The 23,611-nt window shown below is 37.7% G+C and carries 23 protein-coding genes; 18 read left to right on the top strand and 5 right to left on the bottom strand.

Annotated features, from left to right (window positions below; all coding sequences use genetic code 11):
• Positions 1–11: 11 nt before the first annotated feature.
• On the bottom strand, positions 12–998 hold the full coding sequence (gene pfkA, locus ACIQ32_RS00660) for a 6-phosphofructokinase (RefSeq protein ID WP_396193713.1): 987 nt from the start codon (positions 996–998) through the stop codon (positions 12–14).
• Between the two features lie 140 nt (positions 999–1,138).
• Entirely contained in the window at positions 1,139–5,674 is a 4,536-nt protein-coding gene (locus ACIQ32_RS00655) for a translocation/assembly module TamB domain-containing protein (RefSeq protein ID WP_396193712.1), read from the bottom strand.
• 99 nt (positions 5,675–5,773) lie between these two features.
• Here ACIQ32_RS00655 and tsaD point away from each other — a divergent pair, with 99 nt between their 5' ends.
• The 7 genes from tsaD (at position 5,774) to ACIQ32_RS00620 (ending at position 12,207) form a co-directional block, all read left to right on the top strand.
• On the top strand, positions 5,774–6,796 hold the full coding sequence (tsaD, locus tag ACIQ32_RS00650; RefSeq protein WP_396193711.1) for a tRNA (adenosine(37)-N6)-threonylcarbamoyltransferase complex transferase subunit TsaD: 1,023 nt from the start codon (positions 5,774–5,776) through the stop codon (positions 6,794–6,796).
• A 3-nt stretch (positions 6,797–6,799) separates the two neighbouring features.
• On the top strand, positions 6,800–7,507 hold the full coding sequence (locus tag ACIQ32_RS00645) for a 16S rRNA (uracil(1498)-N(3))-methyltransferase (protein WP_396193710.1): 708 nt from the start codon (positions 6,800–6,802) through the stop codon (positions 7,505–7,507).
• A 20-nt stretch (positions 7,508–7,527) separates the two neighbouring features.
• Positions 7,528–8,166 carry a DUF4159 domain-containing protein gene (locus tag ACIQ32_RS00640; protein WP_396193709.1) on the top strand — a complete coding sequence of 213 codons (639 nt, stop codon included), beginning with the start codon at positions 7,528–7,530 and terminating at the stop codon, positions 8,164–8,166.
• A gap of 161 nt (positions 8,167–8,327) precedes the next feature.
• The gene (locus tag ACIQ32_RS00635) at positions 8,328–9,281 is read left to right on the top strand and encodes a zinc metalloprotease (protein ID WP_396193708.1); all 954 of its coding nucleotides are present in this window, start codon (positions 8,328–8,330) and stop codon (positions 9,279–9,281) included.
• Between the two features lie 83 nt (positions 9,282–9,364).
• Complete coding sequence (locus ACIQ32_RS00630; RefSeq protein ID WP_396193707.1) at positions 9,365–10,456, top strand: AI-2E family transporter; 1,092 nt, start codon at positions 9,365–9,367, stop codon at positions 10,454–10,456.
• A 1-nt stretch (position 10,457) separates the two neighbouring features.
• The gene (locus ACIQ32_RS00625; RefSeq protein WP_396193706.1) at positions 10,458–11,630 is read left to right on the top strand and encodes a class I SAM-dependent methyltransferase; all 1,173 of its coding nucleotides are present in this window, start codon (positions 10,458–10,460) and stop codon (positions 11,628–11,630) included.
• 7 nt (positions 11,631–11,637) lie between these two features.
• A complete protein-coding gene (locus ACIQ32_RS00620; RefSeq protein WP_396193705.1) occupies positions 11,638–12,207 on the top strand; it encodes a hypothetical protein in 570 nt (189 codons plus the stop codon).
• On the opposite strand, the gene ACIQ32_RS00615 is transcribed toward ACIQ32_RS00620, so the two are convergent.
• From ACIQ32_RS00615 to ACIQ32_RS00605, 3 genes are read right to left on the bottom strand one after another with little or no spacing between them, the layout of a single operon-like run.
• Complete coding sequence (locus ACIQ32_RS00615; RefSeq protein WP_396193704.1) at positions 12,204–12,863, bottom strand: M15 family metallopeptidase; 660 nt, start codon at positions 12,861–12,863, stop codon at positions 12,204–12,206. The two genes, ACIQ32_RS00620 and ACIQ32_RS00615, sit on opposite strands and share 4 nt — an antisense overlap.
• A 2-nt stretch (positions 12,864–12,865) precedes the next feature.
• Positions 12,866–14,170, bottom strand: a complete 1,305-nt coding sequence (locus tag ACIQ32_RS00610; RefSeq protein ID WP_396193703.1) for an NAD(P)/FAD-dependent oxidoreductase — start codon at positions 14,168–14,170, stop codon at positions 12,866–12,868.
• 6 nt (positions 14,171–14,176) lie between these two features.
• Positions 14,177–14,500, bottom strand: coding sequence for a rhodanese-like domain-containing protein (locus ACIQ32_RS00605; RefSeq protein ID WP_396193702.1), 324 nt, complete (start codon positions 14,498–14,500; stop codon positions 14,177–14,179).
• A 169-nt stretch (positions 14,501–14,669) separates the two neighbouring features.
• On the opposite strand from ACIQ32_RS00605, the gene ACIQ32_RS00600 reads away from it, so the two are divergent.
• From ACIQ32_RS00600 to ACIQ32_RS00550, 11 genes are all read left to right on the top strand, one after another.
• On the top strand, positions 14,670–15,128 hold the full coding sequence (locus ACIQ32_RS00600) for a MarR family winged helix-turn-helix transcriptional regulator (RefSeq protein ID WP_396193701.1): 459 nt from the start codon (positions 14,670–14,672) through the stop codon (positions 15,126–15,128).
• 8 nt (positions 15,129–15,136) lie between these two features.
• On the top strand, positions 15,137–15,769 hold the full coding sequence (locus ACIQ32_RS00595) for an NAD(P)H-dependent oxidoreductase (RefSeq protein ID WP_396193700.1): 633 nt from the start codon (positions 15,137–15,139) through the stop codon (positions 15,767–15,769).
• A gap of 22 nt (positions 15,770–15,791) precedes the next feature.
• Complete coding sequence (locus ACIQ32_RS00590) at positions 15,792–16,358, top strand: YceI family protein (protein WP_396193699.1); 567 nt, start codon at positions 15,792–15,794, stop codon at positions 16,356–16,358.
• 256 nt (positions 16,359–16,614) lie between these two features.
• Positions 16,615–18,009: an anthranilate synthase component I family protein gene (locus tag ACIQ32_RS00585; protein ID WP_396193698.1), complete on the top strand. Its 1,395-nt coding sequence runs from the start codon at positions 16,615–16,617 to the stop codon at positions 18,007–18,009.
• Positions 18,010–18,018: 9 nt separating this feature from the next.
• Complete coding sequence (locus tag ACIQ32_RS00580) at positions 18,019–18,585, top strand: anthranilate synthase component II (protein ID WP_396193697.1); 567 nt, start codon at positions 18,019–18,021, stop codon at positions 18,583–18,585.
• Between the two features lie 74 nt (positions 18,586–18,659).
• Positions 18,660–19,658, top strand: a complete 999-nt coding sequence (gene trpD, locus ACIQ32_RS00575; RefSeq protein WP_396193696.1) for an anthranilate phosphoribosyltransferase — start codon at positions 18,660–18,662, stop codon at positions 19,656–19,658.
• Positions 19,655–20,440 carry an indole-3-glycerol phosphate synthase TrpC gene (gene trpC, locus ACIQ32_RS00570; RefSeq protein WP_396193695.1) on the top strand — a complete coding sequence of 262 codons (786 nt, stop codon included), beginning with the start codon at positions 19,655–19,657 and terminating at the stop codon, positions 20,438–20,440. The genes trpD and trpC overlap by 4 nt, the downstream gene beginning before the upstream one ends.
• Positions 20,440–21,072: a phosphoribosylanthranilate isomerase gene (locus ACIQ32_RS00565; protein ID WP_396193694.1), complete on the top strand. Its 633-nt coding sequence runs from the start codon at positions 20,440–20,442 to the stop codon at positions 21,070–21,072. The genes trpC and ACIQ32_RS00565 overlap by 1 nt, the downstream gene beginning before the upstream one ends.
• Complete coding sequence (gene trpB, locus ACIQ32_RS00560; RefSeq protein WP_396193693.1) at positions 21,069–22,256, top strand: tryptophan synthase subunit beta; 1,188 nt, start codon at positions 21,069–21,071, stop codon at positions 22,254–22,256. The genes ACIQ32_RS00565 and trpB overlap by 4 nt, the downstream gene beginning before the upstream one ends.
• Positions 22,257–22,258: 2 nt before the next feature.
• Positions 22,259–23,020 (top strand): tryptophan synthase subunit alpha, encoded by a 762-nt coding sequence (gene trpA, locus ACIQ32_RS00555; protein ID WP_396193692.1) that lies wholly within the window; start codon positions 22,259–22,261, stop codon positions 23,018–23,020.
• Positions 23,021–23,218: 198 nt separating this feature from the next.
• The gene (locus ACIQ32_RS00550) at positions 23,219–23,569 is read left to right on the top strand and encodes a hypothetical protein (RefSeq protein ID WP_396193691.1); all 351 of its coding nucleotides are present in this window, start codon (positions 23,219–23,221) and stop codon (positions 23,567–23,569) included.
• Positions 23,570–23,611: the final 42 nt, after the last annotated feature.

Genomic DNA, 23,611 nt, shown 5'->3' with positions numbered 1-23,611 from the left:
TTTGATATTGATTAAGTAGACATGATATCTGACACTCGCAACAACTCTCTGTCGATTTCCGAATGGCCTTTGATGGCTTGTTCTAGCGGTGTTAACTCAATTTTATCGGCCAATACGCCTACCATAAAATTGGTTTTGCCTTCTAGTAATGATTCCACGGCTTTTACTCCTAATCTTGAAGCCAAAACCCTGTCATAACAAGAAGGTGAACCACCGCGTTGCATGTGACCTAACACAGACACTCTGATGTCGTATTCCGGTAAGTGTTCTTCGATGTAATCTTTAAGTTGAAAGACATTTTTTCCCATCTTCTCTCCTTCTGCCACAACCACTATACTAGAAGATTTTCCGGAAGCTTTACTTTTTTGTAATGATTCTAAAAGTCTCTCTAAACCTAAATCTTCTTCGGGTATCAGAATCTCTTCTGCTCCGGCTCCGATTCCGGCGTTCAAAGCAATATGCCCTGCGTCTCTTCCCATTACTTCTACAAAAAAGAGTCGGTTGTGTGAACTGGCTGTATCTCTGATTTTATCAATACATTCAACAACAGTATTTAAAGCAGTATCGTAACCAAGTGTATGACTGGTTCCAAAAATATCATTATCAATAGTACCGGGAATTCCCATCACCGGGAAGTTGAACTCATTGTTAAAAACTTCAGCACCGGTAAACGAACCGTCACCTCCAATAACTACTAAAGCATCTACTCCCGCATTTTTAAGGTTTTGGAAGGCTTTTTGGCGCCCTTCAACCGTCATGAATTCTTTAGAACGAGCCGATTTTAAAATTGTGCCGCCTTTGTTAACTATATTATTAACGCTACGAGGACCCATTTCTTTAAAATCGCCTTCAATCATACCTTGATATCCTCTGTAAATCCCGATGCACTCAACATTGTGAAAAGCACATGTTCTTACTACAGAACGGATAGCGGCATTCATTCCGGGAGAATCACCTCCGGAGGTAAGTACTCCTATCTTTTTTATATTATTAGACATATTTGATGTATTAAAATGTAAAATTAGCAAAGAGAGTGTAGTTTTTTACCCATATTATCAAGATATTAATAATATGACTAAAATTCAATCGTTTTCGTTGATAAGTTTTTTATTTGATTAACCTAAAAGAAAGTGAAAGACTAATCTTCGGTAGGAACAGCTTCTTTATTGGAGGTCGGTTGAGATTTCTTTTTGTCTTTATCGTCGGACGTTTTTGACTTCATATTCATCCCATCCGGAAGCATATCAGAATCGTGATCATCATGGTTAGCGGTTTTAACCCTGTCGATTTTAGCTTTCTTGAAGATTTTATTGATAAGTTCTTTCATAGTGTCAAAATCGACCTCGTATGACATCCCAATTCCTTGTGTATACCCAATTCCTTGACCGATATAAGTGATGTCGTTTTCACGGTTAAACACTCTTACATTAAGCGTTCCGTCTTCATTAACCCGGTATTGCACTTCTACATCTCCAACAATAGCCGTTTCGGAAATACCGCCGACAGGAACTCCTACTTTACCATTAACTGTGATACGATCGTTGATTTTAGAGGAAACCGTTACGCCAATTCTTCCATCAGTTTGTTGCCCTGTTGCAGTTCTATCTGCCACAACATATTCAGGTGCAATTGAAATTTTATCATTATCCCCGGAAAAAATTTCTTTAAAGAGACTGCTCGCTTTCTCGTACAAGTTATTGGACAACTGGTTTTGATTGACACCTTCCTGACTCAAAAAGCTACCCGTTGACAATAAATACAATGCTTGCGTTTGACGTTTGTCTTTATCATCCAGTTGGTATTGAATTTCAGACTTCAAAGTACTTCCTACTGTTGGGAAGTTGATATTAAAATCGGGTTCAGGATTTGATAAACTTCCTTTAACGCCAATCACAACCTCTACATCAACTTTTTTATTAAATGAAGGATTATCAATAAGAACTGATGGGTTGGCTGTGGTTATGTAAACCGCTTCTAAATTCAATGTTGCTGCCATCGGATCACCTGCCCAAATGATAGAACCACCTTTTTTAACTTCAAATTTCTTATCGATTAAACCGCCGTATTTAAAATTATAGGATCCTTCCAAAGCAATAAAATCCCCGAACATTTCAAATTTTCCCATGGTATTGATTCGGAATAACAATGTTCCGTATCCTTTTCCTTTCATACCATGGCCGGAATCGCGATCCAAAATTACTTCAATATCAGCCTCTTTGGTAATCTCGAAATTGAAGTCTAATTCGAGTCCGTTATACTTTTTATTTTGAACTATTTTATCCTTACCGTTTTTGATCTTTTCCTCCGGTGTTTTGAAATGGATAAAACTATTTTCTTCTACAGATTCCGCTTCATTGATCGGAATTTTGATGTTAGTTCCTTTAGCCGATTCAGCATTTACCGATATCATTAAACTTTCTGTAGGGCCTTTAATCGTTGCCGAACCATTCATAAAGGCTTGCCCAAAATAAGCTGCCTCTTCATAATCTTTGGTGTTAAGGGCTAGCAAACGGTTTGAATTTACCGCTAAATCCAATTGCCAATCTGCAAACTGTTTGTGTTTAATAAATCCACTCAAACTTCCTTGGGTGTCAAATTTGGTATCGGTGATTGTGGTTTCGCGAATTATAAATTTATTCTCCGTAACATCTACAATTGCGTTATTGGCGAATTGATAATCTGTATTCAAATACGGAATGGACAATCCGGCTTCGTTTATAAAGAGTCGGCCATTGTAATCCAAACTATTAATATTACCGTCAATTCGGGCGTTACCGGAAGCAAATCCTCGTATATTAGTAATTACATCGCCTCCAATTTTACTCAAAATTCCCAAATTAAACTTGTCAAAATTGAGGTCAACATCCAATAAAGTTTGGTCGTCTACAATTTCAAGTTTACCATCAGCTTCAAAAGAATCGAAGTTTTTATTTTCTAAGTTAGAGGTCAGATAGAATTTTTTAAGCGATTCGTCTCCCGAAATATTCAAATTCAGTTGTCCCAAAGCAATGTCGTTGACCGAAAGGCTATCAATCTGCAAAGTTGATGTTGGTTGAAAAACAGTATTGGTTTGTTTGAAATTGATTTTCCCATCCAAAACGCCATCGAAACGGAACTTCTCTACGTCGGGCGTGACTTTATTCAAATTGACATCTTTAAAAGACAATTGGAGATCTTTATTGACTTTATCCGCTATCAAACCTACAAAATTGATGGTTTGATTTTCGTGCGAAAGTACCAAATCTTGAAAAGAAAAATTAGTGAGCTTTTTGTCGAAAACAATCTTATTATCTTTCAAATCATCCTCTTCATTGAGATACCACAAATAGTCTTTAAACTGCAACTCCGATTTTGTAAATCCAACTACATTATTGTTCTCTTTGTTGATGGTGTGGTAAAAATTGAGATTGTAAAAATCAAGTCCTTTTTTACCACCTTTGAATTCGGTTCTGAATTGTAAGGTATCTTTTGAGAAGGTATTAATCATAGTAAAATCCCTAATTTTGTAATGCTTTGTCTTGATAGAATCCAACTGCACATAAGCATTATATAATGGGTTTTGGTTGTCAACTTGCAGCAATACATTATCAAAAACATTATCGTAAGCAGTGACTTGTTTGGCGTTAAAATTAAGATTGAAATTTTTGCTGTCGGAACCAATATTGCCTTTTAATTGAGTATCGGATGATAAGGAAATATCAGGATTGAAAATCTCGATAATCTTACTGTTAATATCAAAATCAAACCTCATGTATTGTCCCGGAATAATCTTATTAGGCTTGTAATTGGCATAAAAACTACCCAAAGAATTTTCTACCATTTTTTGAACCTGATTGAACTTGTATTTACCCACTACAGCGCCTTGAATAGCATCGGGCGAATTGATAACAATTGTGCGTTCACCACTTTGGTCAAAACTAGAGTTGATTTCCAACAAATCAAGAAAATAGATATCTTTTTTGTTTTGGTACGAAGCATTGGTCAACACCAAATTCCCTTTCAAATTATCAAAAGAATTCCCGGTCGCCTTCACTACAATATCACCTTTAAAAACGGCTATAGAATCTTTAAGAAAATTGAGTTTGTCCAGATTTACGTAGTCAATTTTACTATGGAAATCGTAAATGTTTTCCTTGGCAGACAAATCTACTGTACCGTTAAAATCCATATACAAATTAGGATCATTGGCAATCACCTTTCCTGAAAAAATAGGTTGCTTGAACTTCCCGTCAACAATAATATTGCTGTAAGTGTAATTGTTAAATTTCAGTTTGTAAATGTCACCTACAAAAGTTGTATTAAGGTATTTTTGGGTAAATCCTTTACCGTCTATATCCAAATCCAGACTTGCTTTACCAACAGTTTTATCGTTGATGAGTGTTCCGATATCAAAATTGTCCAAGATGACATAACCCTTGTATTCTGCGTTATCGATGTTGTCTATGTTCGACATTTTTAAATTGGATTCTACCAAGCCCAAAGCCGTATTCATGACAAAATCGGCATCGATATGCTTTTGCGTTACTTTCGCCTGACCTGTAAAATGAAATTGGCCGAGCTTTTGCAAAGATGTTGGCAATTTTTTTCCCAAAATATTGGGTAAGAGCTTAGTCAAATCGTTGTAATTGGAAGTGATTTTATCAAAATCGCCCTTCATATAAAACGCTCCGGGACTTCTCGGAAACAAGTTTTTGAAGTTGACATCACCTTTGATAATCGAGTTGTTATTGTCTTTTAAATACAGATTGGTAGCTACAAAATCATTCAAAGTTCCTTTGATTTTTGATTTCAAAAAGAAAGTCTTGTTTTTTCCCAATTCAGCATAGAAAAACCGAATATCATTTGTGGATAATGTAGCTTTATCCAGTGCCACATCAAAAAGCACTTTGTTATTAAAATTGCTGAAGTCTTTGTTTTCTCGGCTGTAGCTCAGGATTACTTTGCCTTCCAAATACGATTCATCCGTTTTGAGTTTTAAGTTTTCTAAACTGATGTTCTTCTTGGTGTAGCCAAAATCGGAAGTTAAGTTTTTCACCCACAAACCGCGATGGTCTTGAAACGACATCTCGGCAATTTCAGTTGTAACATTCGGTCCCTTGATTTTAAATTGTTTTAAATGCGCATTGAGTTTGGTGAAATCGACATCTTTAGGAACTACTCGATTGTAGTCGGTAATCGTAAAGCGAGAATTTTTTACATAAACATTAGCCGAAGTCATTAAAAACTTTCCTGAACCGGGTTTACCATCGTCAAAAGCAGCCACAAACAAATCTAAATTAGTGTCTTTTTCCTTTTTGTAGTTGACAATATTTAATGTCAAACCATCGAAACGCAAATCCCCAAACCTAAGCTTGCCATCGACCAAATTCTTAAAATCTAAAATACTGGTTTTAATTCTGTCCGCATAAATCAAAGTGTCGTTGTGATGGTCTAATACCAAAACAGTTTTAAGTTTTACACCACCAAAAAAGGTAATAGCCACCTCATCGATATTGATATTAGTGCCGAAATCCTTATTGAGTTTATCAGTTGCGTAATGGGCAATTTTAGTTTGAACCACCGGTAGCGAAAGTGCAATAGCCAACAAAAGAAACAGCAACAGCAGCACTGCTAAAGTGCGCAATACAATCTTTCTGACTTTAATGAGCTTGCTATTTTTTTTATTTTTTTCCAAATGGTGTACTGACTTGGGAAAGAAAATTACCTTTGCAAAAAATCAGTACTTTTGATTTTTTGTAGGCTTGTCAAATATAAATCAAAATTTGTGCCTTTTATGCATACCGAAGAAGTTTTTATTCTGGCCATTGAAAGTTCGTGCGACGACACAGCTGCTGCGGTTTTACGCCATGACAAAGTATTGTCTAATGTGGTGGCTCGACAAAGCATTCATGAAGAATACGGTGGCGTGATTCCTGAGTTGGCTTCACGCGCGCACCAACAAAATATAGTGCCGGTGATTGATGTAGCTTTGAAAAAAGCCGGAATAACCAAGGAACAACTTTCGGCTATAGCTTTTACGCAAGGTCCGGGTTTGATGGGTTCGCTATTGGTTGGTTCTTCGTTTGCAAAATCATTGGCTATGGCATTGAACATTCCGCTGATTGCCGTAAATCACATGCAAGCGCATATTTTAGCGCATTTTATTGACGAAGAAGGTTTTGACAAACCTGAGTTTCCGTTTTTAGCGTTAACCATTTCAGGTGGACATACCCAAATTGTTAAGGTAAACGATTACTTTTCAATGGACATCATTGGAGAAACTACCGATGATGCTGTGGGTGAGGCTTTTGATAAAACAGCAAAAATTCTAGGATTACCTTATCCCGGTGGTCCGTTGATTGACCAATTCGCCAAAGAAGGAAATCCGAAAAAGTATACTTTTACCAAACCTAAAGTAGAAGGATTAGACTTTAGTTTCTCGGGCTTAAAAACCCAAATTTTGTACTTTATTCAGAAAAATGTACAAGCCAATCCGAATTTTGTCGAAGAAAACAAACACGATATTTGTGCTTCGGTACAAAACATCATCATCGAGATTTTGATGGGCAAACTAAAAATGGCGGTGGCCCAAACCGGCATTAAGCAAATTGCCATTGGCGGCGGGGTTTCGGCTAATTCGGGTATTCGCAATACTTTAAAAGCTGCTGAAGGAAAATACGGTTGGAAAACTTTCATTCCGAAATTTGAATATACAACCGATAATGCCGCCATGATTGGCATTGTAGGTTATCAAAAATATTTACAAAATCAGTTTTCCGATTCGTCTGTAGTATCTAAAGCCCGTATTGAATTTTAAGCCATGCAATTATTCTATAATCCAAGCATCAACGAAACAGCAACTTTTTTTGTATTCGACAAAGAAGAAAGCAAGCACATTGTAAAAGTGTTGCGCAAAAAAGAAGGCGATATATTGTTTGTTACCAATGGATTAGGTTTTTTATTTACCACAGAAATTACTATAGCCTCCGACAATAAATGCACTGTTAAAATCAATTCTGTTGAATTCCAAGAAAAGCCAAAATTTCACTTGCATATGGCGGTAGCGCCTACCAAAATGAACGAACGTTACGAATGGTTTTTGGAAAAAGCCACTGAAATCGGAATACAGGAAATAACGCCAATCATCTGTGAACATTCGGAACGAAAAATAATCAAAACCGATCGGTTTCAGAAGATTTTGGAAAGTGCTATGAAACAATCATTACACTATTATTTGCCTAAATTGAATGAGCCAATCAACTTTAAAGAGTTCATCAAGAAAGAGTACAGCGGTCAAAAGTTCATCGCCCATTGCGAGGAAGCCGATAAAAAATCATTGAAAAACGAATTGCAAACGGAAAAAGACGTGCTGATTTTGATTGGTCCGGAAGGCGATTTTTCTGTTAAAGAAATCCAATCGGCACTTGAGCAAGATTTTATTCCTGTATCTTTGGGACAAACGCGTTTGAGAACTGAAACAGCTGCTGTAGTAGCTTGTCATAGTGTAGTATTTAAGAATGAAGATTAACGATTTTTGATTTCAGATTTATGAAAAAAATAGGTTTGCTTTTTTTATTGGTGGTTTCTATGGGATTTTCTCAGGAAATTGCGCTTTTAAAATACAATGGCGGCGGCGATTGGTATGCCAATCCAACCTCATTACCTAACTTAATTAAATACGCCAACCAAACCATCAACACTAATATCAAATCGAAACCCGCTACAGTGGAACCCGGAAGTCCGGATATTTTCGGCTATCCTTTTGTACATATGACCGGCCATGGCAATGTGGTTTTTAGTGATGCCGAAATTGTGAATCTTAGAAACTATATGCTCTCAGGAGGTTTTTTACATGCTGATGACAATTACGGAATGGACCAATACATCCGCCGAGAAATCAAACGTATCTTCCCTAATCAGGATTTGATTGAAATACCGGCCAATCATCCCCTTTTTCAAAAACCCTTTTTATTTGCTTCGGGTTTACCCAAAATTCATGAACACGAAAACAAAAGACCTCAAGCTTTTGGTGTTTTTATTGAAAATCGTTTGGTGCTTTTATACACTTATGAATGCGATTTAGGTGACGGTTGGGAAGATTTTGAAGTGCATAATAACCCCAAAGAGGTTAGAGAAAAAGCATTGAAAATGGGTGCAAACATTTTAAACTACATATTCAACAACTAAAAAAGAAACTAATTTCTTTCATTTTTTCCTATTATTTTGAGTAATCCTTAAAAAAAAAGTGCTGTTCATCGATTTGTTGAAAACTTACTTTGTTTTATTTTTATCATATTGAGTAATTCTACAAAATTGCAGTAACTATTTAACCAAATTAATGTAGAATTATGAAAAAAATCTGTTTATCATTAGCAGCTTTGTTGTTATTGTTTTCTTGTCAAGAGGATGAAAAAACGGTTAACACTGATGCAAGAGTATCTAAAAGAACCTGTGTTTCAAACGAAGTGTTAGAAAGACAATTAAAAGAAAATCCCGAATTGGCGATCAAAATGAACCAAATCGAAGATTTCACAATGAACACTATGACAAATGGCCGTTTAGTTAACGGTAGAATTGAAATCCCGGTGGTTTTCAATGTATTGTATCGCACAGCATCAGAAAATATTTCAGATGCACAATTACAATCACAGCTTGATGTTTTAAACGCAGACTTCAATGCTACCAATTCTGATTTCAACCAAGTTCCAACTTTATTTTCAGGCGTAAAAGCTAACGTAGGGATTACTTTCGTGTTAGACAGAGTAATCAGAAAAGCTACTACTAAAACTTCTTGGGGAACAAGAGATGCAATGAAAAAAAATAAGCAAGGCGGTATTGATCCGACTACTCCAACTACCAAATTGAACTTCTGGGTTTGTACCATTGGTGGCGGAATTTTAGGATATGCTCAATTCCCCGGAGGTGCCTCTTCAACTGATGGTGTTGTAGTTGACTCTAAATATGTTGGGGTAACCAGTAATTCAGGTTCGGCTTATCCTTACAATTTAGGTAGAACTGCTACTCACGAAGTTGGTCACTGGATGAACTTACGTCACATTTGGGGTGATACTACTTGTGGAAGCGATTTAGTTGCCGACACACCTACTCACAATACGGCTAATTACGGAGTGCCGACTTATCCTCATTACAGTACTTGTACAGGAACTCCGGTAGAAATGACTATGAACTATATGGATTATACAGACGATAGAGGTATGTACATGTTTACAACCGGTCAAAAAGCCAGAATCAACGCCATCTTTGTTTCAGGCGGCGCCAGATTCTCTTTCGCACAGCCATAATTTTATTTTTATAAATGGAAAAACTCGTTTGGTTTACGCAACCAGACGAGTTTTTTTTTTACTTTTAATCCAAATTAAAAATCATGGTCACTTCAAAAACAATTGCATTGGGAATAGCCAAAGGTGTTGGTATTATTGTTTTGGCTGCACTTGCCTTATACTTTCTTTATCAAATTCAGGCTGTTATCATTTATTTAGTGGTGGCTTTTATTCTTACCTTGATTGGAAATCCTATCCTTGACTTCTTTAAGAGAAGATTAAAGTTCAGTCACCTTATGGCTACTATCGCCACTTTAGCCATTTTTTTATTGATGATTTTCGGATTAGTATTAATGTTTATCCCGTTAATTGCTGATCAAGGAAATAACTTATCATTATTAAACTCTCCCGAAATCGAAAAAAACACGCTGGAACTGTTTGACAAAATAGCGCTGTATTTGGAAAATCACAATATCGATTCTGTTAAAATTTTTAAAGAAGCCAACCTCAGTTCTAAACTGAATTTTAGCTTTATTCCGAATTTATTCAATGCCATTATCGGCACCGTCAGTTCCTTAGGCATTGGAGTCGTTTCAGTGTTATTTATTACATTCTTCTTTCTTAAAGACCGCATTGCTTTTATCATCAGTGCTAAAGAATTAATTCCGGATGCCCAAGAGGAAAAAATATTGAACTCCTTCGACAAAATTTACACCTTGCTGTCTCGTTATTTTATAGGCTTGCTAATACAACTTTCGATAGTTTTTGTGTTGTATTTAATTGTACTATTAATTTTTGGCGTTGAAAATGCAGTCGTGATTGCTTTTCTCTGTGCCATTTTAAACATCGTTCCATACATCGGACCGCTAATTGCATCGGTAGTTGCAGCGATTTTAACTATGTTGGGAAATTTAGGCAGCGATTTTCAAACCCAAATGCTTCCCTTGACGATTTATGTGATGATTGGTTTTTGGATAGTGCAACTGATAGACAACAACGTTACTTCGCCTATCATCTTTTCTAAAAGTGTGAGTTCGCATCCGTTGGAAATCTTCTTAATTGTATTGATTGTAGGCTATCTTTTCGGAATCATCGGAATGATAATCGCCATCCCTTTTTACACCATCCTGAAAGTTTTCGGAAAAGAATTTTATCCCGAAAATAAAATCATCCAATTGCTAACCAAACACATTTAGCATGGATTATTCCATATTGACCGAAGTCATACAAAACTTTATCAATCAAAATATTACGGCAGATGTTTCAAAATTGGCTTTGCAGAAAAACCCTTTTCCAAATGTCAATTGGACAGAGCTCTTGCAACAATTAGCCGCAAAGCAAAAGGCAGAAACCAAGCTCCCAACTTGGTTCCAAACGCATAATATTTATTATCCGAGCAAAGTTTCCGTAGAACAAACCTCTTCCGAAAAAACAGCGAAGTTCAAATCAGAATTGGTTTCGGGGGAAGCACTAATTGACTTGAGCGGCGGTTTTGGTGTCGATGATTTATACTTTGCAAAACAATTCAAGCAAGTAACACATTGCGAAGTTGACGAGCAACTCTCCGAAATTGTTCGTTACAACTTTAGCCAACTTAAGGTTTCCAACATCAACTGTATTTCGGGCGACAGCGAAACTACTTTGCAAAAATTACAGACTAAATTCGATTGGATTTATATTGATCCATCCAGAAGAAACGAAACCAAAGGCAAAGTATTCATGCTCAAAGATTGCTTGCCGAATGTACCGGAAAAACTCGACTTTTATTTCAATTTCACTTCCAACATAATGATTAAAACCGCTCCTATCTTAGATATTTCTGCGGGTTTAAACGAATTGCGAAATGTGAAAGCAATACATATAGTAGCTTTGGAAAACGAAGTCAAAGAGTTGTTGTGGATAATTGAAAAAGACTGGAAGGAGAAAACAGAAATCGTTGCTCATAATTTAAGTAAAGACAAAACAGATTCGTTTGGCTTTGAATGGAATTTAACCGTTGAGGCTGATTTCGGAAATCCTGAACAATACCTGTACGAACCCAATGCAGCCATCATGAAATCGGGCGGATTTGATTGGATTTCGGCAAAGTTTAAACTCAAAAAACTCCATCCGCATTCGCATTTATATACTTCTGAATCGCTAATTGAATTTCCTGGCAGGGTTTTTAAAATCGATCAAATTTTGTTTTATAATAAATTAGACATGAAACACTTAATTGGCCAAAAAGCGAATATTACTGCAAGAAATTTTCCGGATAGTGTGGAAAACATTCGAAAAAAATGGAAAATTAAAGACGGTGGAAATTGTTATACTTTTTTTACTACCGATATAAATAATCACAAAATAGTTTTACTTTGCAGCAAATTATAAACCTCCAATGAAAAGATTATTTTTTGCCTTGATACTGTTGCTGAATTTTACTGCATTTGCTCAAAAACCTTGCGAAATTGACCAAAATATTACCGATAGTTTAGGTACTTTTAAATCCACCAAGAACAACATTGTTTTTGAAAGAAGTTTTGCCGGAAATTCGACCAACATTTTTTTTTCACTAACCAATGACAATGGCCTTTTAGGATTAGAAGCACAGATATTAAAAAGAAGTCAGGAATTTATAAAAGCCACTTGCTTTGATAAAAATTCTAAAATTTATTTACAATTAAGGAATGGTAAAATTGTAACATTACTATATGTTGGAGCTGAAACTTGTGGTACATTAATAGTAGGTGAGAATAACACTAACAACCGCGTGACTACAGGTAGTTTTGTGTTTGTTAAAGAAAATTTTGAAGAATTAAGAACTTCACCTGTAACCTTTATGCGAGTAAAATTTGCCGGAGAAACGTTAGATTATCCATTTAGAACTGAGCTTACTTCAGAAATGGATAAATTGAAATATGAGCCTGAAAACTATTTCATCGATTATTTAAAATGCGTAGAAAATTAATCGATACAACGCCATTTTAAATTAGAAACCTCATCGGTCGAACTGTTACTTAGGTTGTAATGCCACCACTCTGAATCAAAAGATTTGAAGTTGTTTTGCAACATTATAGCTTTCAACAGTTGACGGTTCGCCAAAATCTCTGCAGAGAATTCCGTATAATTGTGTCCGGCTTCGGGACCAAAAAAGTCAAAGGCAGTTCCCATATTCAATTCATTTCCCAAAGAATCAACTAAGGTAATGTCTACTGCGCCGCCTTTGTTGTGTATCGAACCTTTCTTCGGGTTGGCAACATAAGTTGGGTTGGGAACTATCTTCCACATCTTTTTCTGAATGGCTAACGGACGATAGCAATCGTATAACTTAATACGGTATCCTTTTTCGATAAAAGCTTGGTTGGCTTGTAACAACGACTTGATTGTTTTAACTCTGAGAAAGCATTCGTCACACGGATAGACTTTTTCTTTTAAAAAATTATCCGTTGTGGCGTATTTCATATCGAACACAAAATTATTGCTGTAGTTTTTTAGGTTGACAAAAGCATTGTCATCTGTTTCTTTGTTGATGTCTAATAATACATCCGTTCTTTTTGAGTCTAAATAAGTTGATTTACAAGAGACTAAAAAAATAGCTATCAGCAGTAAGAATAATTTCTTCATATTTAAACTTCATCACTGGTAAACGTGGTAAAACTTCTTTTCTTATAGGGACGCACAATCAATCGACCTTCTCGGTCAAATTTGATATAATTGTACACCCAATTCATAAACACTACCGCTTTGTTTTTAAAACCGATTAACGAAAACAAGTGTACAAACATCCAAACAAACCAAGCAAAAACACCGTTGAAATGGTATTTAGGTAAGTCAACCACAGCCAAGTTTCTGCCAATGGTAGCCATTGAGCCTTTATCATTGTATACAAAAGGCTTCATGATTCTGCCGCCTATCAATTGGATTAAATTCTCTGCCAATAATTTACCTTGTTGCATAGCCGGCTGCGCCATCATGGGATGTCCTTGCGGAAACGCTTTGCTTTCCATCACTGCGATATCGCCTATGGCAAATATGTCTTCGTATCCTTTTACTTGATTGAATTCGTTGACTCTGATGCGCTCCACTTTTTCTACCAAAGCTTCGGCTTTCAAACCACGAATTGCAGCACCTTGTACACCGGCTGTCCAAATTACGGTAGCGGTATCGAAAGTCAAATCGGAATTAGTGGTTACCGTTCGACCATCGTAATTGGTTACCCTTACATTTTTCCATACTTTCACACCCAAACGGGTTAAAAAGGCTTCTGAAGCTATAGAAGACTTTTCGCTCATGGTATTCAAAATCCTATCACCGCTTTGAATAAGATTGATTTCCATTTTGGAAATGTCTAAGTCGGGATAATCTTTTTGAAGTATGGCTTTTTTCATCTCGGCTAAAGCTCCGGCTAATTCTACTCCGGTTGGTCCGGCACCTACCAGCACAAAATTCATCAACAAATTTCTTTCGCTTTCTTCTCGAAGCAAAACCGCTTGTTCAAAATTTTCCAAAATCAAACTGCGAATGTTTAACGATTGCGGAATGGTTTTCATCGACATGGCATTGCGCTCAATTTCTTTGTTACCAAAAAAATTAGTTTTAGAACCTGTGGCAATGACCAAAAAATCGTAGTGCAAATCGCCTATCTCTGAGATGATTTTTTTTTCTTTGGTGTCGATTTCTTTCACCGAGGTCAATCGGAAATAAAAATTGGGATATTCCTGTATCACTTTGCGAATCGGATAGGCAATTGACCCTGCCTCCAATCCTCCGGTGGCCACTTGGTACAATAACGGTTGAAAAGTGTGGTAATTGTGCTTGTCTAATAAAACCACTTGAACATTTTGGTTTTTTAAATTTTTTGCCAAGGCAATTCCTGCAAAGCCACCGCCAATAATAACCACACGAGGTTTTCCTGAATTTGGAATGTTCATAACCGATTACTCTTCATTAGAAAAAGCCACATCGCCTTTCCAATTCATAAAACCACCTTCTAAGTTGTAGGTATGCTCAAATCCCATCTGATTCATAATCTGACAAGCCTGAGCACTGCGCGCACCGGCTTTGCAATACACGTAATAGTTTTTGGATTTGTCTAACTCATCAACGGCATAAATAAAACCTTGTCCTTTGTAAATATCAATATTAATGGCCTTGGGAATATAGCCTTCACTGCACTCTTCAGCAGTTCTTACGTCTAATATAACAGCATTCGAATCTCGGTCGAGTTGTGTTTTCCAATCTTGTTGCGATAAGTTGATCATGATAAAAGTATTAACTTAACAAATATAGCGCATTTCTTGTTTGGTCAAAACCTTTTGAAACCCTATTCTACTCGGGCTTTTCTAAAATTAACAAAAAAATAACAAAACATTTGTATATACAAATAAAAAAGATTTTACATTTGTATCTACAAATATTGTAATGGTAATTATGAAAATCGAAGAAGTAATAAAATCAAACGTTGCTTTGAAAGACACGAAAAAGGTGATTTTAAATATCCTGTACACACAAAATGTGATCAATGATAAGTTCAACGAAATTCTGAAGCCTTATGATTTATCCGGCGAACAGTATAATGTATTGCGTATTTTAAGAGGACAAAAAGGCAATCCGGCCAATATGTGCATCATACAAGAACGAATGTTGGCTAAAAACAGTAACACTACCCGATTGATTGACAAGCTCTTGTTGAAAAATTTGGTTACCCGAGAAGTTTGTCCGGACAACCGCCGTAAAATAGAAGTGCTAATCACGCCAAAAGGATTAGATGTTTTAACAGAATTAGACCCTAAAGTAGACGAGCACGAACAGTTATTTGCCGACAATCTAACCGATGAAGAGCTGCAAAACTTGAATACCTTGCTAGAGAAATACAGAAAATTAAATTAAATATTGCTATGAGTAACTTTATAAAAAATGCCAATTGGCGCTATGCCACCAAAAAATTCGATGCAACAAAGAAAGTGTCTGAGGAAGATATTTTAACTTTAAAAGAAGCTTTACGCTTGAGTGCTTCCTCATACGGATTACAACCTTACAAACTCATTTTCGTAGAAAACCCTGAGTTACGAGCACAAATCCAACCGGCAGCTTGGGGACAAAGCCAAATTGTAGAAGCCTCGCACTTGTTAGTATTTGCCAACATTACCAATTTCGGCGATACTCAAATCGAAGCACACATCAACAATATGGCTGAAACCAGAGGCTTGCCGAAAGACGCTTTACAAGGCTATGGTGATTTCATGAAATCTAAAATCAGTACTCTTCCGGAAGCGCAAAGAAATGTATGGACTTCTAAACAAACCTACATCGCTTTAACCAATTTATTAAACGCGGCTGCCGAGTTGAACATTGACGTGACGCCTATGGAAGGCTTCGAACCGGAAAAAGTGAATGAAATTTTAGGCCTAACAGAACTGGGGTTGAATGCCAGCCTCATGGCAACAATAGGTTACCGACATGCAGACGATGCAACACAACACTACGCTAAAGTGCGTAAATCAGACGAAGAATTATTTATCAATTTATAATCAATAACTAAAATTACTTACAATGAAAAATTTAAAAACAATTGCATTAGCAGCATTCGTAGCTTTCGGAATTTCAACAGCTACAGCCCAAAACAAAAAAATCAACACTGAAAAAAGTACCATCAACTGGGTTGGTAAAAAAGTAACAGGAGAACACAGCGGAACCATCAATTTCCAAGAAGGTATGTTGATTTTTAAAGGTAAAAATGTAGCCGGAGGTAACTTTACAGTAGATATGACTTCTATCAACACTACTGACTTAACCGGTGAATGGAAAGCCAAATTAGACGGTCACTTGAAAGCTGATGATTTCTTTGGTACTGACAAATTCAAAACAGCTACTTTAAAATTCACTAAAATTGCTGATAAAGGAAACGGAGTATACGGAGTTACAGCCGATTTAACCATCAAAGGTATCACCAAACCGGTTAACTTCGACTTGAACGTTAAAGGAAACAACGCTACTGCAACTGTAGTGGTTGATCGCGCTAAATACGATATCAAATACGGTTCTAAAAGTTTCTTCGAAGGTTTAGGAGACAAAACCATCTATGATGAGTTTGAATTGAAAGTAAGCTTACAATTCTAATTACGGGAAACATTGTTATGAAATCAAAACCTCGATTTTTCGAGGTTTTTTTATTTTCTGTTTGGATATTCAAAGGCACTTGGCTAACTTTGTCAAAAATAATTCTCAATGAACAATATTTTAAACAATACTTGGTGGTGGAATACTTTACGTCGAACGTCGTGAATTAGTCCGCTATGAGTATATTTTAAAATCTAAATATCCAAAAAGGCTTGTCATTCACGACAAGCCTTTTTTTTATGCTAAAAATTGAACTATGAAAACCTATCAACTCCAAACCCATTTCAAACAAATCCTGGCCGATACCATTACTCCGGTGAGTGTGTATTTGAAAATTCGCGACAAATTCCCCAATAGTATTTTATTAGAAAGCAGCGATTATCACGCGTCAGATAATAGTTTTTCCTATATCTGTTGCCATCCGATTGCTTCGATTAAATTAGAAAACAACATCCTTAGTCAATCTTTTCCCGATGGCACATCAAGCAGTATCACTCTCAATCCTGATACCAACGTCATTAAGGAATTAGAGACTTTTGTGGGCCGATTCAAACCCAAACCAAACAACTTTAAGTTCATCAACAATGGCCTATTCGGATATATCGGTTATGATGCGGTACAGTATTTTGAAAAAATCAACATCCGCAAAAAATGCAATGATTTAGCTATACCCGATTTGTTTTATGCCGTTTATCAAAACATTATCGCCATCAATCATTTCAAAAACGAAGCCTATCTCTTTTGCCATAGCATTGATGACTCCAACAATACAGCCGAAATTGAACAACTTTTGCAAACCAAAACTTTTGCCAGTTATCAGTTCTCTAAAGAAGGAAATACACAGTCTAATTTAACCGATGCCGAATTCAAAGCAATGGTCACTTTGGCCAAAAAGCACTGTCATCGCGGCGACGTTTTCCAATTGGTGTTGTCCCGAAGATTTACACAAGGATTCAAAGGTGATGAATTCAACGTTTACCGTGCTTTACGTAACATCAATCCTTCTCCCTATTTGTTTTACTTCGACTATGGCAACTTTAAAATATTCGGTTCTTCGCCCGAAGCCCAATTGGTGGTCAAAAACAATCGAGCTGAAATCCATCCGATAGCCGGAACTTTTAAACGAACCGGAAACGACGAACACGATGCCGAGCTGGCCAAGAAACTATCTGAAGACCCTAAAGAAAACAGCGAACACGTCATGTTAGTCGATTTAGCCCGGAACGATTTGAGTCGGAATTGCTCCCAAGTTAAAGTGGAACAATACAAAGAAGTGCAATTTTTTTCGCATGTCATTCACCTTGTTTCCAAAGTCAGTGGTCAACTAAAAGAAAACACTATACAACTGATAGCAAATACTTTTCCGGCCGGTACTTTAAGTGGTGCTCCAAAACACAAAGCCCTGCAGTTAATTGAAAGCATCGAACCCACTAACCGAACCTTTTACGGTGGCGCTATCGGTTTTATGGACTTTGAAGGCAATTTTAATCACGCGATTATGATTCGGACCTTTTTATCCAAAAACCACCAACTCCATTACCAAGCCGGAGCCGGAATCGTGGAAAGTTCTTCTGAAGAAAATGAAACCCAAGAAGTATATAACAAATTAAACGCTTTAAATAAAGCATTAGAATTAGCAGAAACCCTTTAAATTTACCACATGAAAATAGCCGTTATCGACAATTACGATAGTTTCACTTACAATTTGGTTCATTATCTGGAAGATTTGAACGCAAAAGTGACTGTTTTTCGCAACGACGAATTGGAATTAGAAGAACTCGAGTCTTTCGATAAAATCCTATTGTCGCCTGGTCCGGGAATTCCCGACGAAGCCGGTTTATTGAAATTAATCATCGCCAAATATGCCGCAACCAAAAGCATACTAGGCGTTTGCTTAGGCCAACAAGCCATCGGAGAAGTTTTTGGCGGAAGCCTTACCAATCTCGACAAAGTCTACCACGGCGTAGCGACTAAAGTCAACCAAACGGTTACCGATGAATCGCTTTTCACGGATTTACCAACTGAGTTTGAAGTCGGCCGCTACCATTCTTGGGTAGTCAACACCCATGATTTTCCCGAAGTCTTAGAAATCACTTCCACCGATGACAACGGCCAAATCATGTCACTACGACACAAAACGCTCGACGTGAAAGGCGTCCAATTCCACCCCGAAAGCGTACTCACGCCACACGGCAAAACCATCTTAAAAAACTGGCTTAACGCTTAGTTTACTGTCTGCCACAAGTCGACAGTAAACATTTTACGCTGTCGATTCTCGGCAGTTCACTAAAACTAAGTACTATGAAAACACTCTTAAATCGATTAATCAATCACGAAACCCTGTCCAAAGCAGAAGCCAAAACCGTTTTGGTCAACATCTCATCAGGGCAATACAATCCGAGTCAAATTGCGTCATTCCTAACGGTCTTCATGATGCGAAACATTACCATCGAAGAGCTTTCCGGCTTTCGCGAAGCGCTTTTAGAACTTTGCATAGCCATCGACTTTTCAGCCTACAACACCATCGATTTGTGTGGCACCGGCGGTGACGGGAAAGACACCTTCAACATTTCGACCTTAGCCTCATTTGTTACAGCCGGTGCCGGAATTCAGGTCGCCAAACACGGCAACTACGGCGTTTCGTCTATTTCAGGCTCGAGTAATGTGATGGAAACTTTGGGTGTAAAATTCAGCAACGACAAAGGATTTTTAACCAAATGCCTCGAAGAAGCCAATATCGCCATACTACACGCACCCTTATTCCATCCCGCGATGAAAAATGTAGGACCGATTAGAAAAGAATTAGGCGTCAAAACCTTCTTCAATATGCTTGGACCGATGGTGAATCCGTCATTTCCTAAGAACCAACTGGTGGGCGTTTTTAGTTTGGAATTGGCGCGTATGTATGCTTATTTGTACCAAAAGACAACGGTGAATTATTCAATCCTACACGCTTTAGACGGCTATGATGAGATTTCGCTAACCGCGGAGACCAAAATCATTACCAAATCTTCGGAAAGCATTGTTAATGCCAATGATTTCAACTTAACCAAACTAGCATTCGAAGACATCAAAGGCGGCACGACTATCGAAGAATCGGCCCGTATCTTTATGCAAATCATCTCCGGAAACGGTACCGAAGCGCAGCAAAATGTAGTTTGTGCCAATGCCGCTATGGCAATTTCAACCGTAGAAAACTCAAGTATTCTAAACGCTTTCGCCAAAGCCAAAGAAAGTCTGCAATCCGGAAAAGGGTTAGAAAAATTACAGAAACTCCAACAAATCAGCCAAGCCTCATGAACATACTAGATCAAATCATCGCCAGTAAACGAAAAGAAATCGCTTTAAAGAAAAGCGTTATTGCCATTAACCAATTGGAAAATACGGCTTTATTCAACGCTAAAACCCATTCGTTAAGCAAATCTATCCTCAATTCCCCTTTCGGAATTATCGCCGAACACAAACGCCATTCGCCTTCCAAAGGCACTATCAATCACAGTCTATCGGTGGAAGAAGTCGTTACAGGCTACGAAAACGCCGGTGCGAGCGGGATTTCTGTTTTAACGGACAGTCAGTATTTTGGGGGTTCGTTAGACGATTTGCTTTTGGCGAAAGTCGCCGTAAATACACCTCTATTGCGCAAGGAATTCATTATCGATGAGTACCAAATCTTAGAAGCGAAAGCCAATGGTGCCGACGCCATACTCTTAATTGCCACCGTTTTAACCCAAGCCGAAATCAAATCGCTATCTGAATTCGCGCATTCTATCGCGTTGGAAGTCTTATTAGAAGTACACAATCAGGAAGAATTGGAGAAAAGCATTATGCCAAGTCTTGATATCATTGGCGTCAACAATAGAAACCTTAAAACATTTGAAGTGAGTTTGCAAAATAGTATCGATTTGATTCCTCATCTTCCGGCCGACTTTGTCAAGATCTCTGAAAGTGGTTTGAGCACTATTGAAGACATAAAAGAATTACAAAGCCACGGATTTCAAGGGTTTCTAATCGGAGAAAGCTTGATGAAGACTGACAATCCCGGACAAGCATTGGAACAATTCATCAATAAACTAAAGGTCTAATGGAAACCAAAATCAAAATCTGCGGCATGAAACATCCGGAAAACATCCTGGAAATAGCCGCTTTGCAACCCGATTATTTGGGCTTTATTTTCTATGCTAAATCGCCAAGATATGTTGAAAACGAGATTCCGACTTTAGACCAATCCATTCAAAAAGTGGGCGTGTTTGTCAATGCGACTTTAGAAGAAATCATGGAAAAAGTGACTACCCATGTATTGAATTTAGTGCAACTACACGGGGAAGAATCGCCCGAATTCTGTAGTTCATTACAACAAAAAAAACTTAAAGTAATAAAATCGTTTAATATAGATAATCTATTTAATTTTAACATTTTAAATAAATATTTTAATTCTTGCGACCATTTCTTATTTGACACTAAAGGAACTAACTACGGCGGCAACGGAACAACGTTCGATTGGCGCATTTTAGAAAAGTATTCGCTAGACAAACCTTACCTTTTAAGTGGCGGCATTGGTCCGGATAACATTACTGATTTAAAAGATTTTTTTCAAAAAGACTATGCCAAGCAATGCATCGCTATAGACAGCAACAGCCAATTCGAAATCGAACCCGGACTTAAAAACCCGGAAACCATAAAAACATTTATGCAAAACTTTAAACATACGTTATGAATCCAACCTACAACATCAACGAAAAGGGCTTCTACAGCGACTTTGGCGGAGCATTCATCCCCGAAATGCTTTACCCGAATGTGGAAGCTTTGCGCCAACAGTATTTAGCCATCAGTACCGAGCCTTCGTTTCAAGACGAATTTAAAGCGCTTTTAAAGGATTATGTCGGTCGCCCTACGCCTCTTTACTACGCCAAGCGTTTATCGGATCAATTTGGCGCTAAAATCTACCTTAAACGCGAAGACTTGTGTCATACCGGCGCGCACAAAATCAATAACACCATCGGACAGATCCTTTTGGCCAAGCGCTTAGGCAAAACCCGAATCATAGCCGAAACCGGTGCCGGCCAACACGGTGTAGCCACCGCAACCGTTTGTGCGCTAATGGGCTTACAATGCATTGTTTATATGGGCGAAGTCGATATCGAACGCCAAGCCCCGAATGTAGCACGTATGAAAATGCTCGGGGTCGAAGTGCGTTCAGCGACTTCAGGCTCAAAAACCTTGAAAGACGCCACAAACGAAGCTATTCGCGATTGGATCAGCAACCCCGAAGACACGTTTTACATTATCGGTTCGGTTGTGGGACCTCATCCTTACCCTGATATGGTAGCGCGGTTCCAAAGTGTGATTTCCGAGGAGATTAAAAGTCAGTTATTAGAAAAAGAAAACAGAGAAAACCCCGACTACGTCATAGCCTGCGTTGGCGGCGGCAGCAATGCAGCCGGAGCGTTCTATCACTTTTTAGACGAAGAAAACGTAAAACTTATTGCTGTAGAAGCTGCCGGAAAAGGCATTGATTCAGGCGAAAGTGCTGCGACTTCTGTTTTGGGTAAAATCGGCATCATCCACGGCAGCAAAACCTTGTTAATGCAAACGGCCGACGGGCAAATCACCGAGCCCTACTCTATTTCCGCTGGATTAGATTATCCGGGCGTTGGGCCAATGCATGCTAATCTTTACCAAACCCAACGCGCCGAGTTTATTGCCATTACTGACGACGACGCTATGCAAGCCGGCATAGAATTAGCCCAAACCGAAGGCATCATTCCCGCCATAGAAACTGCTCATGCTTTTGCCGTTTTGAAGCATAAAAAGTTCTTGCCAAATGACGTTGTGGTCATCAATTTATCCGGTCGTGGCGACAAAGATTTGAATACTTTTATTAACTATTTCAACCTGTAATCATGAATAGAATCCAACAACAATTTACCACTACTGATAAAATCCTATCTATTTATTTTACAGCAGGCTTCCCCACTTTAAATGACACCAGAGATTTAATAGAAGATTTAGCCAAAAACAAGGTCAGTATGATAGAGATCGGGCTGCCTTTTAGCGACCCTTTAGCCGATGGTACTACCATACAAGCTAGCTCTACCCAAGCTTTGAAAAACGGCATGACTACCGCGCTGCTTTTTGAGCAATTAACCAGCATTCGAAACACGGTAAAAATCCCCTTAATCATTATGGGGTATTTCAATCCGATACTGCAATATGGTATAGAAAATTTTTTGAAACAATGTCAAGAAACCGGCATCGACGGACTGATAATCCCCGATTTGCCTTTAGAAATCTACCTTTCAGAATACAAAGAATACTTTGAAAGTCATGGTATTTCGATGATTTTCCTCATTACCCCACAAACTTCCGAAGAGCGAATTCGTTTGATTGACGCTAACTCCAATGCATTTATCTATATGGTGAGTAGTGCAAGCGTCACCGGAAGCAAAGATCGTTTTGATGAAAATCAGGAAGCTTATTTTGAAAGAATTGCTGCCATGCATTTGAAAAATCCTCAAATTGTAGGTTTCGGTATTAGCAATAAAACCACTTTTTACCAAGCCACCAAACACCAAAAAGGAGCGATAATCGGCAGTAGCTTTATACAATTCCTCTCTAAAAACGGAACGGACAGCACCGGAAAGTTTATCCAAAATATACTTTAAATAAATACACATATAGTGTTGGAAAACAAATATTTAAACATTATGTATAGATTTTGACTATAGTGATTATTTATCAAGTTACATCCCGATAATTATCACCGTAATTGCTTAGTTATTAACAATTTGCAAGATTTCTGAAAACAATTTCCTAAATTTGGTTTACTACTGTCAAAAAACAACCTATTAAACCAAAACGTCATGGGACTATTTAACAACCGAGAGAAGAAACTCATAGAGGAACTTCACCAAAAAAGCGAAAGCCACCTCAAAGAGATCAGCAAAGAAATTGATTACCTGTTAGAAGACCTGACTACCGAATATGACGAAAACCAAGAAGTGGTTAATGAGTTCTCCAATTTTGTAGAAGAACTGCAAACCAAGTTAAGTCCGGAAGACGCCCAAAAACTAATGGACTTCTCCTCTCGCCTGACAAAAGTTAAACGTTGCGCCAAAAAAGGGGTTGAAGCCATGAGAGAACTAGCCCGTGACCAACGCAAAATCAGTCGGGAAACCAATTTAGAATACCAAGAGTATTATTATATGCGATAAAAAAAAGCCCCTTTACAGGGCTTTTTTTTATAATAAGACAAA

It is taken from the genome of Flavobacterium sp. (assembly GCF_044373165.1).
In the GTDB taxonomy this organism is placed as follows: Bacteria; Bacteroidota; Bacteroidia; order Flavobacteriales; family Flavobacteriaceae; genus Flavobacterium.
This window is presented reverse-complemented; position numbering and strand designations above follow the sequence as displayed.